Raw genomic sequence first — 14,002 nt, forward strand, 5'->3', positions numbered from 1 at the left:
CCGCAGCGGACGACCAGCCGTCAGCCCCTACGACACCACGAGTTCAAGCTCAGTAACACGCTTTCGCGAGAGGGACTTCGCCGCGCTATTGGATGCAGCTCACCAGCAGCTTGGCGGGTCCACCGCGCTGGCGCGGGACAACTGGCCTTCCGGGCGGACTCCGAATCAGATTGATGCATATTCAACCAAATTCGAATCCCAATTGACTGAAAAATCATGGGCAATTTGGCGAGAACTGCGGTGCCATATCGGACGTGTCACCAAATGCCACCCCGTAACGATTTTGGTCGCTGAGGAATGTTTTTGATCTCGCTTGAGGTATGGCTTAATGTTGCGTCAGTTCGCCCGGCCTGACCTATCCAAGTGGCCGGGAAAAGAACCAGGGGGAGAAGGAACGGGGGTCGTTCAGTTTCCATGCCAAGCGACGCATCCGCATGCCCTTTCCCCCTTGATCGACTCGCCCTGTAAGCAGTCGATCGCAAGTAGCCATGTGGAAATAGGTAGTTGGGGGAAGAAAACTGTGCGTAGAACAAGGTGGAGTGTTCCGACGGTCACTGCAGTGGTCGCCTCAGGGTTCTCGGCGGTAGCTGCAGGGGTAGCGATGTCGATGGTGCTTTCCGTCGGGAGTGTGGCCGGTGCGAGTGCTCCGACGAGCACCGGGACGGCGCCTGCAGTCGCGGAGCAATCGACTGTTGCGGTCCAGGTGGCTTCGAATGACAAGGCGGCGCAGAACTTCAAGAACGCGTTGCAGCAGTTCCGCAAGGAACATTCAGCGGCCCCCGCGAAGGTCAAGGCCGACGTTGTGGCACGGGTGAAGAAGCAGATAGCCTCCGGTCAGTTGGTCACGCACCTGCCCGACGGCGCGCACCTGGCGATCGAGCGCGCTCGCGCAGCCGTCGGGCCGGACGGCACTACCCTGGCGATCCCCATCCAAGGTGCGGGACTGCATGCCGCGAGCGGCCTGACGGTGCAGATCGGCAAGGACGGTGCGCTGCACAGCGCCGAGTCGCAGTTCCAGCCCACGGGACCGAATTCTGGGGTGTGGACGGCCTGGAAGGATGGTGTCCTCACTCAGCACGTGAGCGCCTCGAGTGACGGCGCGTCGCCGGCCCCGGCGACCGGTCCTGTGCCGAAGGTGACCTCAGGTGGCCACATTCTGCAGGCGGGGTTCACCTCGGGTGGTCACGTCCAGCAGGCGAGTTTCTGGGACGACCTTAAGAAATGCACGGGTGACAGCGAGATTCCCGACTGGATCATAAAGGCCATCGCGATACCCTGCGCGCTCACGGGGCCTGTGTGCGCGTCGGCCCTGTCCTTGTACTACAGCAACGCCGTCCTCACCTGCCTGGGTATGTAGCTGTTCGATCAGACGCTGCCGGGCACCCTCAAGAATTCGGGGTGCCCGGCAGCATTCTGCACGTATGGGGCGCAGTCACGGCTCCCGCACGATCGCTACTTTCGAGTACGCGGTGGTCAGGCCTCCGGGTTGGTGTCCTGGTCAGGTTCATGTTGGAGTAGCCGCTGCAGTGCTGCGACGTGTCGGCTGTAGCGGGCCTGGCCCAGCGGCGTTATGCGGAACCAGGTGCGCGGGCGCCGCCCGATTCCGCCCTTGCGGACCTCGATGTAGCCCGTGTCCTCCAAGGCGCGGCTGTGCTTGGACACCATCGAATCGCTCAGCCCCGTTGCCTCCCGGACCGTCCGGAACTCTACCCACTGCGGGCCTGCGGCCAGCAACGCACAGATCGACAGCTTCGGCAGCTGATGGATCACGGGGTCCAGCCCCTCGGATGTGTCGGTCACCGCCGCTGACTCCCCGTCAGGATGTCGCCACGGATCCCCGCAGCCATCCAGGTCAGCAGGAACGCGATCACGCCCCCCGCGACCACCGCGACCACGACGGCCGCCCATGCGGCGCCGCTCGACGAATTGCTCAGCCGGCCCAGCCCGAACACCACCATCAAGCTGGCCAGGCCCACCAGGACGAACGCGGGGAATCGCCGACGCAACGACGGATACACCGCGAACGGTCCTACATCCCACCTATTCGTCCCAGACCGCACGGAGAACACCGCCATCGACACCACGAACAGCAGACTGCCGACCTGGCCGTATGGCAGGTCCGGAATACCCAAGCGCCGGTATCCGGCAGCCGGGAACGCACTGCTGACCGCAAGCGTCCAGGACACCGTGCTCAACACCGGCAACCACCAGCCCAGTCGAACCCGCGCAGCCGCGGCCCGGCGCTGACGAGCGACAACGTCCATGCCCACCCGGTACTCGTCCATCCACTCACTCCCGCACACAAAGTCACTTTCCAAGTGGAAACTACTTTCTAGACTCATATTTGGCAACCCGAGCTAGGAAGAGCCCCCAGTGGCGGCGCCGTTGCCATGGGTCGCAAACTGGACCTCACTGGTGACCTTCGACGGTGTCGGCCTCGTGCTCGACGACGCGCATGAGCTTGGGGGCGCAGGAGTAGGCGGACGTTGAGTGCCATCCGCTACGGCTGTGAACGGTCACGTAATTCGGCTCTGACGCTGATCTTGTGACGGTTCCAGTGTCAGTGGTGGCTGTGATCAGATTCGTGTGTCCTTCGCGGAGTTTCGAGGTGCTGTTCCCTCATCTAGCCGGTGTCGTGATGGAGTTGGCCTGGCGAGCCGCAGTCGGGGGGCACGATGCGTGTGCGAGCCCGGTCGGTGGGCGCGGTCTGCCCACACTGCGGTGGCGAGTCGTGCCGGGTGAACGGCTGGTACTTGCGGCGGCTGGCGGAGCCGGTTTGGCCCGTCCATACCTTCAAGGAGCTCATCCGCGCCCTCGGGCGAGGTACCTAGGTAAGACACGAACAGGCGGCTCTCCGGCTCCCGCATCGTGGACCACCGCGCCTCCAGCCCCTCGGCGATCACACGGCTGAGCGAACTAAGCCCTTGCGGCAGGCCGCCGTTGCTGAACCGGCAGTCTGTCAGCAGAGCCAGTGCTCCCAGGACGTTCGACTTCCCCGACCCGTTCGGGCCCGCCAAGACGGTGATCCCGGAGTGCAGCGACACTCCCTTCTCCAAGCGTCGGATGATCGGCAAGGGGGACAGTCCAGCGTGCTGCCCGCCGACCAGCCGTACCGATCGCAGGAACCCCTCCCGTGTGCCGTTGTGGTGGGCGAACTCGTCGGCGAAGCCGTCGAGGACCTCTCCCGCAATCTCGACCTCTTGCCCCGTCAGGCCCAGCGCGCGGTCGACGTCGGCAAGCTCGCCATCTGGAAGATCGAGGGCCGACGGAGGGCTTGCCGCGATGGTCGGTTGCGGCTCGCCGGGGCGGCCTCCTGGCAGCAGGGAACGGCTGAGATCGGCGACGTGCTGCGACCACTCCACGAGCATGCGCTGGGCACGCTCCCGCTCCATCTCGGCAACGGCCTGTTGCCACTCGCTCTCCTGCAGTCGGTGCTCCCACGCCAGCACCGACGAGCCTCCCTCTGCTAGCCGTCCCCGGGCCTGGGCCAGACGCAGATCATCCACGTGTTGCCGGATCCGCTCGCAGATCACCATCAGGGCCCGTGCCATCTGCCGGATGCGGTCCCGCTCCGCCAGCAGCACGGCCTCACGTTGCTCTGCCTGGCGCAGCTGCTCGGCGAGATCGAGTGCCCGGTGCGCCAGATCGCTATCCACCAGCTCGCGGCGAGAGACCGCCCTCTGGCGCGCCGCGTCCCAGGGGACGCGCACTTCGGCCAGACGCTGTTCCTGCAGTGCGGCGTTGTCCGTGGTGACATCCACAATGGCCTCGATGAATTCCCACGTCAGGCCGTTGCCCGCGAGGCGCGCATAGGTTGCGGTGCGTCGCGGCGGATCAGCATCGCCGAAGTGCTCCGGGGTAAACCGGTCGATCAAGGCGGGCACGGTGCAGCCGGCCAGGTCGAGCCACGACCGCAACAGCTTGGCCACTTCGTTGTGTGTGGCACTCGGTCCTGACAACGGCCCCCATTTCGTTCCCGCCCCGTTCATAGCCTTGTCTTCCTCCCCGCCTGCATCAACAGCCAGGACCATGCTGCCGTGCCGGAACCCCGTCCGGGCTCATCCGCCGGACGCCCCGGACTGCTGGCCCGGCCCCCGCCGGCCGGACAAGGCTGAGCTCCGCCATCGGTTAACTCGCAAAGGAACAACCACATATGACGTCACCCCGCCATGATTCAGCACCGGCACCTTCGAGCCGCGCGGAGAAGGCGCTACGGTGGGTCACCGCGCTGACTCTGCTGGCCACGGTCGCGGCCGTAATCGTGCTCGCCCTCACCGACAACGCCGACTATGTCGGTACGGTCCTCGGGATCGGCGTTGCGGCGGCCACCATCGGAGGGACCGTGCACATCTGCATCCACGTCCGCCGCTGACCAATCGGCTGCCCTCGGTGAGGCACATACGCCGCCCCGAGGTCGGCTGATTCAGCGATACCTCCTGAACGGTGCTGCTCTGGGCTATGCAGCACCGGCCAATACGTCTGATTCTGGACGCATCGTTCTCGCGAGGGACTTGAGCGCATGCACGAGGTTGTCAGCTTTGGCATGCATGTCCCGTGGTCCCATGATCGCGATCACGGTGACGGCTCTGTCTGCTCCTGTGACGGCGCGGAAGTATGGGCCCCAAAGTTGCAGCTGCGGGTTATCTGGCGTGACTCCTGCGTCCCGGAGCTCACCGAGGGCGTCGATAGCTTGGTGGCAGGCGTCCAGGAGCGCAGAATATGCCCTTTGTCGCTCTTGTCGCATCTAGTGCCACGGCCTCCTGATCGCGAATCTGCCTGCGTGTCGAGCGGGCCGCCACGACAGCACCGCCGAGTGACCCAAGTAGCGTGCCTGCGATTCCCAGGCCGGCGGCAATGACCGCAGCGTCCCCCTGGTCCACGCCAGCATCTTCTCGGTTCTTCGGTCGGCAGCGCTACTGCGGCAGAACAACGACGCCTGGTGATGATCAGGACAACGCGAATACGCGACACCTCAACATGCGAGCTCACCAGTCCCAAGGCCGTATGCGCCCGCCCCGGGTGATCCGGCCGAACTGCTCGCGCAGCTGCGCACGGTGGAGGGGCCATCTCGGCTGGTGCCGGTCGCCCAGGCGACGGGTCTTTGAGTGCATCCAAGCCTTCACTGGCGCCCCTCTCCCATCGACTCAGAGGCCAGTGTCGCGGACAAGGCGGGTGTCGTCTGCGCGGCTGCAGTGACGTCCCGGTGGCTGGGGCCATCTCAGAAGCACGTCAATTTCTGCCGCGTTTGACCAGGTCACCGCGTGAGGCGTCCCACTGTCACCCCAATTGCCCGCGCACGCTGGCATCTGGCAGACACCGGACTTCAACCTCGGTGATGCAAGCGGCGGCGCGGCCCATCCCGCGCCGCCCCAACTCACCAGGGAGTTGAACCATGAAGTTACGCAGCAGTATCGCAACCGTGGCCGTCGCCGTTATGGCTCTCGCAGGCGGAGCGGTCCTCGTATCCCCAGCTCAGGCTCAGGAGTCGAACGCAGTTGCGGTCGCCACCCCGGCGAACACCCAGGGGCTGCTCTGGCAGGCCAAGATTTCCGCCGCCTACCTCAACGCGCACCACAAGCAGTGGGTCTCCAGCACGTTCGTCCCGCCTGCAGGGGGAGTCACGGGCGCGTTCCGGTGCTGGAACAACAACGACCACGGCGCGGCCAGGCTGCGGATCTACAACGTCGAGACCCACCGGTGGATCGCCGACAGCGGATATCTGGACTGCAACTACGTGCAGAAGTACGTCTCGGCCGACAAATACAGGCCCGGTCAGGGGCTTCGGTTCGTCCTGGATGCACGCGGCAAGGCGCACACCACGGAGATCGCCGCCGTGAGCTGACGATCGTTGTGGTGCGAGCCCAGGAGGCATCATGGGGGCCATGCTCATCGGCCGTGGAGGCCACACCGATTGAGCAGATCCGCCTCGTGTCGTAGGGCAAGCGGGTGCAGTCCCTCAGCAAGGGCCCGCAACTCTTGGGATCTGAGAGCCCTGAGAGGGAGCCTGGCTGAGCTCTGGAGCACTGGCCCAGGGCCCGGCCGGGCTCACAGGCTTGCGCCCGTACCACCACAGGCGTAAGGCCGGATTCGCGTAGCGAGAAGCGGTCCCCGGCACATTCCGTCTTGCGACGTCAGGCCAACGGGGCCGGTACCGTGGGGGTCGGGTCGCCAGTTCGTCTGGCCTTGGCCGCATTTCGTTCTATGAGGAGCCCCGCGGGCAGCTCACAGCGTGGGACGACGCGCACACCAGCGGGGTTGATCCAGACGTCCCGGGGGCCGATCTGCTTGACGAACCCGCGGGCGGCGAACCGATCGACGGCTTGAGGGACCTCGCCGTAGGTCAGGAAAGTGATAGGCGCGAGCAAGATGATGTGCTTGAACACATCAGAACATCAGGGAACTGGATATCGTCTGGCTCCGGTGACCCGCCCGTACGAACAGCGCCCCGCCTCCGGCATTGCCGCCGGGCGGGGCACTTCGTTTGCTCGCCATGCAGGCTTAGATGCTCTTCCATCCCTCGCGGAAAGCCATGCGTTCCTCCCAGCCCAGCGGGGTGCTGGCGGCGTACAGAACGCGCCAGGCCGTCAGCTGGATATCCCGCAGCCACAACTCGCCGTTCCCCTCCGCCTGTTTTAACGGGCTGAGTTGATCCTCCAGCGCGTCCCCCACGACCGAGGCCGTCGCTGCCCACTGCTCGGGGCTCATCTCGGAGAAGCCCGTCAGCATTCGGTCCGCCAGTGCCGTCCCTACACCGTCCAGAGCGGCCAGGACCGAGTGCTTCATGTTGCCTGGCATGAAGTACGCCGATCCCGAGGCCTGCCAGAACTTGAACCAGAAGTCCTCGTACGGCTCATCCGTCGGGGTAGGGACCCCCGCCATCAGCGACACCAAGTGCTGAGTAGCCGCGTAGCCCGCGGAGTGCGCCGTGGCCAGCAGCGCCACATTGGCGATGTGTTGCACCGTGAGCGGACCTTCGAAATCCAGCGGCAGATTCAGGTGCTGGTACAGGTAGTCACCCAGAGACTCGGGCTGTCGCGGTGCGGAAACCATGGCACGCGCTGCCCTGCACAACGCCCCGCTCCCAAGCCGGTCACGGCGGGTCAGCCGACGGTCTTGCTTTGTTCGGCGAGCTGCTCCTTGACCCTCGTCAGGTCCTCGTACGTCGCGGCGTGCACCGTGGCCAAGCGGCTCAGAGCCAACTCGGTGTCGGCCCGCTTCATCGCCCCGGCCGCAAACTCCAGCAGCACCTCCACCGTCATGTGGCTCTTCCAATGCCGCAGCTCTGCCTCGTTGAACAGCTCCGGCTCACCCGCCATCGCCAGGTCGACCAGGCGCTGCCGTGCCCGCCACTCCCGCTGCTTGCGCCACCAGCCCGCATTCGTCCGGGCCAGATACCGGACCTTGCGGATCAGGCCCACCATGGCCCGGATCTGCGTCTCCTGCTCGGCTGTCCATCCCAGCCGCGGTGCCTCAGGCAGCGCCCTGACGGCCTCTGAAACAGCCTGTTGGGTCACCTCGGTGCCGTCGGTCGCGTCGTCGTCGCGCAGGAGCTCCACGGCCTTCCTGAGCGACGCTTCCGCCGCCTGTGCGTCGTCGTGTTCGGACACGCTCATCCCCTCTCTCCGGACGCGCAGCATGCCCGGCAGGCAGCGCCCCGGGCAATCAGGCGGCCGGACCGGTCGGGACGGTGTCCTATCTGCGGGCCCGTGTCTCTCGGGGCGGTTGCCGAACGCCGGGAACGCCGGCGGATGACATCCGGCAGCTGACGGGCGCAGGCGGCCGGGATGAAGAACAGCCCGACCATGCCGAGCCCCGTCACCACGGCGCTCAACAGCCCCACCGAAACCGACGTGACGGCGACGAACACCAGCGTCGCGGCGATCCACGGCTCGCGCAGCGGGGAGAGGGTCCGGACCACCAACCAGATCGAGATCTGGTTCGGGATCATCACCCGGCAGTCCATCCGCCGCGGCACGTTCGCGAGCGTCAACGTCCTGGTCAAACAGATCCGCGACTACATCGGCTCCTGGAACGAGAACGCGAAACCCTTCACCTGGACCGCCACCACCGACGAGATCCTCGTCAAGGTCCGACTCGTCCAGACCAGCATGAAGAAACTCGTCAATAACAACGTGAAGTAACGCAATCAGGATGACGAGACACTAGTCGTTTCCAATCGGTGGAGCGGCTGATTCCGGCCTAGCCACCAACGGGGGCGCTCGTGCAAGATCCTTACTTGAAATCCCACTCCAGAAAGGAAGTTATAGTCATGGCAAAGCGTGTCTTGGCGGCAGTGTTTACTGCTGCTGTCGCGGTCGGCGGAGTCGCCACTGTTGCGGTGGCAGCTCCCGCTTCCCCCGCAACTCAGCAAAACGTTCCCATATCCGGCAACAGCTATGACGCGGACGGCAAGGCTCTCTTCGCTGGCCTGCTCTTCTCGCAAGGCGAAGTCGCCAAGAAGCTCGCAAACAGTGGACTGCTTCACGCCCCCAACAGCGAGCTCGCCAAGAACAACACGCCCGAAGGTCGAAAAGCTATCACGTCCCTCACCAGCGATATCGCCCGGAAGGACCCAAGATTCTTCACGGAATTATCAACGAGCCTACGCAGCGGCGATCCGCGCAAGGTAGAACATGGGCTGGAAGCTGCCAATAAGAAACTCAACGCAGTCGCGAAAAAGGGCGATCAGGATTTAGGCGTCGGAAAAGGAGTGAACATCGCTGCTGTTGCCGCTGTGGCCCTCATGGACATGACGACAAAAACGCGGTGGGTGGACTTGGTCGCCTCCCCGCCGGCCGGCGGTCCGATGAGCAAGGATGAGATGGTGGCAAGGATGGCGAAGCAATTGCATCTGGCCTGATCGCATTGCCGCCCGATTGCTGCCTCTGACGTTGTGGTGATCTGGGCGCGATGCCGGCTTGTATGTCGACGACGTTCCCTTGTACCGGGCGTTGTGGTGGCTCGGCGGAGCTCACGCTGAAGATCTCTATGCCGAGCCACTGCCCATATAGGACTACAACGTCGTGGGCAGTCTGTGAGCTGTCCGGGTTTTTTAGCGGCCGGTTTGTGGGTTGAGGGCCGCCGGCCGGGGCCGGCTCGCGGTGCGCAAGGCGGCTCTCCGGTCGCGGGAGCGACTGTCCGTCCTGCGAGCGAGGAACGGAATCCTGGTGCTGCACACCCTGCACGGGCCCGAGGAGATCCGTGACCCCGGCGACCTGTCCAGCCCGGCGTCGACCACCGACCGGGAGCTGGAGATTGCCGAGCTGCTGATGACCGAGATGGCGGGCGTGGACATCACCGAGCTGCACGACGACTACGCGCAGGCGCTGAACCTCCTCGTCGAAACCCTCGCCGCCGGCGGGCGGGCGGCGCCACCTGTTGAGCCACAGCCACCGGTGGACCTGATGGCCGCGCTGGAGGAATCCGTGCGCGACGCACGGCGCGCTCGCAACGGAGGCCACGACTAGCAGAATTTCCCGCCAGGCGCCGCAACAAGCGCCAGGCCGCGCTGTCCGGTCTCCGTGCGGCCGGACAGCGCGCCGCGGACGGTTGCGCTAGGGAGGAACAAGAAGGTCCTCAGGACCAGCTGCCACTGAGTCGGAATGCTCTCTGTACCCGGACAAAACACCTAGAGATAGGAAGCGAAGTCAGGCGTCAGGAAGCGGCGAGAAGTTGCGTCAGTTCCGCTACAGCTTGGTCGTTTTCCAGTGGGTCAACAGCACTACTGGACTGGGGGGCCCAGATATATGCTTGCCACTTCACCACTGCGGCATAGACTGCCAGCACAAGGCAGGATCCGGTGCCTTTACCGGTGTCATCTACTGACTGCTTGCGAACGATGCTCAGTTGGTCGTGCGCCTCCCCGATCGCTTGCCTCACCAGGCGCGGGTTCCCGGAGTGAGCCTTTCGGGAGAAGTCGGTGAAGAAGTTTGGGTTATTCTTTGCGATGCGCTTGAGCAGTCTGTCGACATGCTTCGAGTCAAACTTCTGGACTTTGCCAGCGTCGGTCCCAGTCGTCGCAGTCGCAATCGTGGCGAGCTGTTCCGAGTACCTCCCCTGGTTAAGGAAGAGGCCGGTGAAAATGGCGCGGCCATCTTCAGCATGATCGACTAACGTGTTCCTCTGGCTGCTTAACGAAGAAGTTGGGGCAACTGCAAAGGCGCTTGCAGCCGACGTTCCGGCTATGCCGAGAGCAGTGCAGGTGGCGATGGCGACTGCGACACGCTTGATTTTCATTTGGCCTTCCAGTGGTCTGGCTCGTAGTGCGTTGACGAGCAGCGCGTGGCTGCCTCATCAGTGCCGAACGAGCGATGTCGAGGTGAGATGTAGAAATCCTTCCGTTGGAGACCTTCCCGTCCGCGTTGGTTGGCCAACGGCAGTTCTGGGGAGGCTGATTGACGCTACAACTCCCTACGTGGGCAATCGAAGAAGTGGGGAGTGAGATGGCTTGATCAGCCGCGGGAGTGACCGGTTCCGCAGGGGCATGTCGAGCAGACGTCTCCGGTGAAGAGCATTGAAGGAAGCAACGCATTGTTCTAGACCGATGCGCGAAGCCTTGCGTGTCTCACCCGGCCAGCTCCTGGCCACCGCAGCCCCCTGGTTCCCGCCCCGGTTACCGACAGAACTTCTGGAAACGCGCTTAGCCGCAGCGGTCACGGCGGTCCGGTCCGTGCGGCCCGGTGCGCAATGCAGCATCACGTTCTGGGGGGCATGAGTACCGGCCCGAGTGCACCGCCCATCAGTACCAGGAACACCACCGCTGCCATCGGATCGGTGCCGGCCGCGTACAGCCCGAGCATGCCCACCGCCTGCGTGGCGACGGCAACGGTCAACGCGTCCTGCGGAAAAAACGGATAGCGCCCCAACCACACGCCCACGGACCTCGGTTGCGAACAGGCCGATCGAGACCGGCCCCATTACGGCCCAGAACAGCGTCTGGGCGGGCTCCGGCGAGTTCGATGACCAGCACACCATGCGGTGCGGTCAAGCATCTGTACCGCGATGTGAGGGGAGCGAGTCCGGTCATATACACAGCTGCCCCAGTTCCTGCGCATGGGTGCGGGATGCAGCGCCTGGCCGCCGACCCGTACGGGCACGGATCCAGATCTGAGCGCCTCCCACTTCCGGGATCGATGAGCGGGGACGGCTCGTTCCGCCTCCTATGAATGAGAAATTCCCTTGCGTTTCCATTGCGTGCGGATGCCGGTACCAGGAATTCCGGTACTTTTTCCATTGACTGCTTTGTGCTTCGCGGCAGGGCGGCAGGGCGGATTCCAGTATTTCTGTCCAGGTGATTGTCAAGCAGGTAGTCTCCTTTGGCGTGTTGGCCAAGTGGCGCCGCTTCGCGCCAAGCCTTAAAAATGACTCGAACGCGGATTCGTCGGCTGCTATAACTGACAGCGACAAGAAAGCCACCGAACGGGGAAATGAATGAAGGGGAAGATATCCGCTCTCGGTGTTGTCATTCCGTCGTTATTGGCCGTGTCAGTTTCTCCCGCGAGTTCGACAGGGGTTAACACGGTGCCGCAGGCGTGACTGCGAAGGACCGTGGCGAACGATCAGACATGGCCACGAAACAGCAATGCTGTCAACACCACACAGGAGCATCTTAAGTGAATCGCAGGACTCTACATACTGTCGCGGCCTCCGCTGCCACCATTCTCGCGCTGGGCGTCGCGGCCCCCGCGCTGGCCATCGACAACGCCGCGAGCGCCAAGTCCAGCCCGACCATGACACTGGCCGCCCAGAAGGGCGCCCAGGTCGGCACCGACCAGGACGGCCGCGAAATTTTAGCGGGCTTGTTCTTCATCCAGGGCGAGGTCGGCAAGCAGTTTGCCGAAATGCCCGAGTACACGGAGGCGAAGAAGAACTACGAGGCGAACAACTCCGCCAAGGCGAAGAGGGCCACGGCTCTCGTGATGGACGCCATCGCCAAGAAGGACAAGGGCTTCTTCGCGGACTACTCGGCCAAGCTGCGCTCGGGTGACCCTCGCAAGGTGGAGGCCGGTATGGGCGACGCCGTGAAGCTGCTCAACAAGGTCGTTTCCGAGGACAAGAAGGACCTGGGCGAAGGCTCCGGAAAGTGCGTTGTCAACGTGCTCGCCGTGCAGTCGCTGGTGGTCGTGACCACCGGCGGCGGCGCCGTGGTGTCGGTCGCCGTCGTGGCGCAGGCGTGGAAGTGGGTGGTCAACGCCTCGATGGCGGCGGGCACCTCGGACTTGTCCAAGGACCAGAAGATCGCCGACATCACCAAGCTTCTGGCCGCCTGAAAGCTGAGCTGAGCACCGCCGCGTAACCGGCGGGCCGCCCCCTCCCAGTTCTGGGGGCGGCCCGCCGCGCCATGACACCTCCGTCTCCTTGGACTGCTATGCCTCTCCCTGACTTCCTCTGGCGGGCCGACACCCCGGCTCCGAGATCCCGCACACCTCGCCTCTGGATCGCCCTCGTCACCGCGGTGTGGGCGCTGGCGGCCGTCTACGTGGCCCAGGCATTCCTCCCACCGAACGTGATCAAACTGCCCGGACAGAAGGAGGTCCACAAGGTGGCCCTGGCCGTGGCCCCACAGGGCTGGGCGTTCTTCACCAAATCGCCCCGTGAGCCGGTGTATGTGCCCTTCCGGCAGCTCGCCGACGGCACCTGGTCCGATGCGCGGATATCGCCGCACGCGAAGCCGTCGAACGCCTTCGGTCTGGACCGGGCCTCCCGGTCGCAAGGCATCGAGGGGGCGCTGATGGTTCGCAAGGACGGCATCCGCTGGAACGACTGCTCCGACGCTTCCTCGGCGGAGGAGTGCCTGAAGGGCGCGAAGTTGTCCAAGCCCGTGACGAACACCTCGCCGGCGCCGTCGCTGTGCGGACGCGCCGCGCTGGTGGAGATGAAGCCGGTCCCCTTCGCCTGGCGTGACCTGATGAAGGGCAGCCACAGCGTAGAGCGGGCGGCCGTATGGGATGTGACCTGCAAGTGAGCACAGACCGCATGCTGCGGCTGCCGTGGACCAACGTCTACGGCCTCGCCCGCACCCTCGCCGCGCTCGGCACGGCGGGGACGCTGATCTTCTCCAGCGCCGAGACCCTCTTCCGTCCCGTCGCAACCCTTGGCGACTACCCGCCGTGTGACGGAGCGCTGTCCGCCTCGGCGTTCTGCGCCGCGAAGGGCTCGTACTCCGGGCTGACGTGGATCATGTACGGCTGTGTCGCGGTGCTGCTGATCGCCGCCTCCGGCTGGCGCCCACGCCTGACGGCGCTGCCACACGCCTACGTCAACTACTCGGTATTCTCCGGGATCGCCATCAACGACGGCGGCGATCAGGTGGCTCTGATCCTCTCGGTGCTGTTCGTGCTGCCCTCACTGGGCGATCCGCGGCGCTGGCATTGGAACGAGCCTCCCGCTTTCACCGGTGCCCGGGGGCAGCGGGTGTGGGCGCTGCTGGGCCTGTCGTCGCTGGTGATGCTGCGCCTCCAGATGTCGGTCATCTACTTCCAGGCGGCGGTGGCGAAGCTTCCGCACGCGGAATGGGCCGACGGAACCGCCATGTGGTACTGGGCGCAGGATCTCAACTTCGGCGCCGCGCCGTGGCTGTCGTGGCTGATCGATCCGATCGTGGCGACGCCCGTGGGCGTGGCGCTGATGACATGGGTCCCGCTGGTCATCGAACTGAGCCTGGCAGTGGCGCTGCTGCTGCCGCAGCGCTACAGGTACTGGGCGATGTGGTTGGGGTTCTTCTTCCATCTGTGCATCGCCTCGGTGATGGGTCTGTGGTCCTTCGCGCTTGCCATGGCCGCGGGGATCACGGTGCTGTGCATGCCGCTCGGTTCGCACATCCGCCGCCGTACCGAGGACGGGCGACAGACCGAGCCGGAGCCGGCCGTCGAGCCGGCCGAGGCCCCGCAGGCGGATCGGGCCGAACAGGCGCAGCAAAAGGAACAGTCGGATGCGTCGGCTCCGGACAAGACTGCAGCGCTGCCCTGACGAGCGGGCAGTCGTACCGGTAGATCGGGGTGCG

Annotated in this window: 16 protein-coding genes; 9 read left to right on the plus strand and 7 right to left on the minus strand. The window is 64.8% G+C overall.

Annotated features, from left to right (window positions below):
* The first annotated feature begins 601 nt into the window (after nt 1–601).
* Nucleotides 602–1,357: a hypothetical protein gene (locus tag AB0C96_RS35555; protein WP_362923382.1), complete on the plus strand. Its 756-nt coding sequence runs from the start codon at nt 602–604 to the stop codon at nt 1,355–1,357.
* 116 nt (nt 1,358–1,473) lie between these two features.
* Here the strand turns inward: AB0C96_RS35555 and AB0C96_RS35560 are convergent, their stop codons facing one another.
* The 3 genes from AB0C96_RS35560 to AB0C96_RS35570 all read right to left on the minus strand — a co-directional run bounded on the left by AB0C96_RS35560 (nt 1,474) and on the right by AB0C96_RS35570 (nt 3,929).
* Nucleotides 1,474–1,800, minus strand: a complete 327-nt coding sequence (locus AB0C96_RS35560) for a transcriptional regulator (protein WP_362923384.1) — start codon at nt 1,798–1,800, stop codon at nt 1,474–1,476.
* Complete coding sequence (locus tag AB0C96_RS35565; protein ID WP_362923386.1) at nt 1,797–2,285, minus strand: hypothetical protein; 489 nt, start codon at nt 2,283–2,285, stop codon at nt 1,797–1,799. Before AB0C96_RS35565 ends, AB0C96_RS35560 begins: the two co-directional genes overlap by 4 nt.
* A 291-nt stretch (nt 2,286–2,576) precedes the next feature.
* Complete coding sequence (locus AB0C96_RS35570; RefSeq protein ID WP_362923387.1) at nt 2,577–3,929, minus strand: AAA family ATPase; 1,353 nt, start codon at nt 3,927–3,929, stop codon at nt 2,577–2,579.
* Between the two features lie 224 nt (nt 3,930–4,153).
* Here AB0C96_RS35570 and AB0C96_RS35575 point away from each other — a divergent pair, with 224 nt between their 5' ends.
* Both AB0C96_RS35575 and AB0C96_RS35580 read left to right on the plus strand, forming a co-directional pair.
* Nucleotides 4,154–4,372 carry a hypothetical protein gene (locus tag AB0C96_RS35575; protein ID WP_362923389.1) on the plus strand — a complete coding sequence of 73 codons (219 nt, stop codon included), beginning with the start codon at nt 4,154–4,156 and terminating at the stop codon, nt 4,370–4,372.
* 1,020 nt (nt 4,373–5,392) lie between these two features.
* Complete coding sequence (locus tag AB0C96_RS35580; RefSeq protein ID WP_362923391.1) at nt 5,393–5,842, plus strand: hypothetical protein; 450 nt, start codon at nt 5,393–5,395, stop codon at nt 5,840–5,842.
* A 656-nt stretch (nt 5,843–6,498) separates the two neighbouring features.
* Here the strand turns inward: AB0C96_RS35580 and AB0C96_RS35585 are convergent.
* Nucleotides 6,499–7,050: a hypothetical protein gene (locus AB0C96_RS35585; RefSeq protein ID WP_362923393.1), complete on the minus strand. Its 552-nt coding sequence runs from the start codon at nt 7,048–7,050 to the stop codon at nt 6,499–6,501.
* 50 nt (nt 7,051–7,100) lie between these two features.
* A complete protein-coding gene (locus AB0C96_RS35590) occupies nt 7,101–7,613 on the minus strand; it encodes a hypothetical protein (protein ID WP_362923395.1) in 513 nt (170 codons plus the stop codon).
* 171 nt (nt 7,614–7,784) lie between these two features.
* Between AB0C96_RS35590 and AB0C96_RS35595 the strand changes: the two genes are divergently transcribed.
* From AB0C96_RS35595 to AB0C96_RS35605, 3 genes are all read left to right on the plus strand, one after another.
* Nucleotides 7,785–8,141 (plus strand): hypothetical protein, encoded by a 357-nt coding sequence (locus AB0C96_RS35595; protein ID WP_362923397.1) that lies wholly within the window; start codon nt 7,785–7,787, stop codon nt 8,139–8,141.
* 128 nt (nt 8,142–8,269) lie between these two features.
* Nucleotides 8,270–8,860 carry a hypothetical protein gene (locus AB0C96_RS35600; RefSeq protein ID WP_362923399.1) on the plus strand — a complete coding sequence of 197 codons (591 nt, stop codon included), beginning with the start codon at nt 8,270–8,272 and terminating at the stop codon, nt 8,858–8,860.
* Nucleotides 8,861–9,167: 307 nt separating this feature from the next.
* Complete coding sequence (locus AB0C96_RS35605) at nt 9,168–9,467, plus strand: hypothetical protein (RefSeq protein ID WP_362923401.1); 300 nt, start codon at nt 9,168–9,170, stop codon at nt 9,465–9,467.
* A 187-nt stretch (nt 9,468–9,654) separates the two neighbouring features.
* Here AB0C96_RS35605 and AB0C96_RS35610 read toward each other — a convergent pair whose 3' ends face one another.
* A complete protein-coding gene (locus tag AB0C96_RS35610; protein WP_362923403.1) occupies nt 9,655–10,236 on the minus strand; it encodes a hypothetical protein in 582 nt (193 codons plus the stop codon).
* A 458-nt stretch (nt 10,237–10,694) separates the two neighbouring features.
* Nucleotides 10,695–10,877 (minus strand): hypothetical protein, encoded by a 183-nt coding sequence (locus AB0C96_RS35615; RefSeq protein WP_362923405.1) that lies wholly within the window; start codon nt 10,875–10,877, stop codon nt 10,695–10,697.
* Between the two features lie 735 nt (nt 10,878–11,612).
* On the opposite strand from AB0C96_RS35615, the gene AB0C96_RS35620 reads away from it, so the two are divergent.
* From AB0C96_RS35620 to AB0C96_RS35630, 3 genes are all read left to right on the plus strand, one after another.
* On the plus strand, nt 11,613–12,269 hold the full coding sequence (locus AB0C96_RS35620; protein ID WP_362923407.1) for a hypothetical protein: 657 nt from the start codon (nt 11,613–11,615) through the stop codon (nt 12,267–12,269).
* Between the two features lie 98 nt (nt 12,270–12,367).
* Entirely contained in the window at nt 12,368–12,964 is a 597-nt protein-coding gene (locus tag AB0C96_RS35625; protein WP_362923409.1) for an SdpA family antimicrobial peptide system protein, read from the plus strand.
* Nucleotides 12,961–13,968: a sporulation-delaying protein SdpB family protein gene (locus tag AB0C96_RS35630; protein ID WP_362923410.1), complete on the plus strand. Its 1,008-nt coding sequence runs from the start codon at nt 12,961–12,963 to the stop codon at nt 13,966–13,968. Before AB0C96_RS35625 ends, AB0C96_RS35630 begins: the two co-directional genes overlap by 4 nt.
* Nucleotides 13,969–14,002: the final 34 nt, after the last annotated feature.

Origin of the sequence: Streptomyces sp. NPDC048506 (genome assembly GCF_040651315.1) — a bacterium.
Lineage (GTDB): Bacteria > Actinomycetota > Actinomycetes > Streptomycetales > Streptomycetaceae > Streptomyces.

Bases quoted from the DNA above. Each gene is read 5' to 3' on its own strand.
- AB0C96_RS35590 (WP_362923395.1), bottom strand. From the start codon at position 7,613: ATGAGCGTGTCCGAACACGACGACGCACAGGCGGCGGAAGCGTCGCTC.
- AB0C96_RS35565 (WP_362923386.1), bottom strand. From the start codon at position 2,285: ATGGACGAGTACCGGGTGGGCATGGACGTTGTCGCTCGTCAGCGCCGG.
- AB0C96_RS35585 (WP_362923393.1), bottom strand. From the start codon at position 7,050: ATGGTTTCCGCACCGCGACAGCCCGAGTCTCTGGGTGACTACCTGTAC.
- AB0C96_RS35575 (WP_362923389.1), top strand. From the start codon at position 4,154: ATGACGTCACCCCGCCATGATTCAGCACCGGCACCTTCGAGCCGCGCG.
- AB0C96_RS35555 (WP_362923382.1), top strand. From the start codon at position 602: ATGTCGATGGTGCTTTCCGTCGGGAGTGTGGCCGGTGCGAGTGCTCCG.
- AB0C96_RS35580 (WP_362923391.1), top strand. From the start codon at position 5,393: ATGAAGTTACGCAGCAGTATCGCAACCGTGGCCGTCGCCGTTATGGCT.
- AB0C96_RS35600 (WP_362923399.1), top strand. From the start codon at position 8,270: ATGGCAAAGCGTGTCTTGGCGGCAGTGTTTACTGCTGCTGTCGCGGTC.
- AB0C96_RS35625 (WP_362923409.1), top strand. From the start codon at position 12,368: ATGCCTCTCCCTGACTTCCTCTGGCGGGCCGACACCCCGGCTCCGAGA.
- AB0C96_RS35610 (WP_362923403.1), bottom strand. From the start codon at position 10,236: ATGAAAATCAAGCGTGTCGCAGTCGCCATCGCCACCTGCACTGCTCTC.
- AB0C96_RS35595 (WP_362923397.1), top strand. From the start codon at position 7,785: ATGAAGAACAGCCCGACCATGCCGAGCCCCGTCACCACGGCGCTCAAC.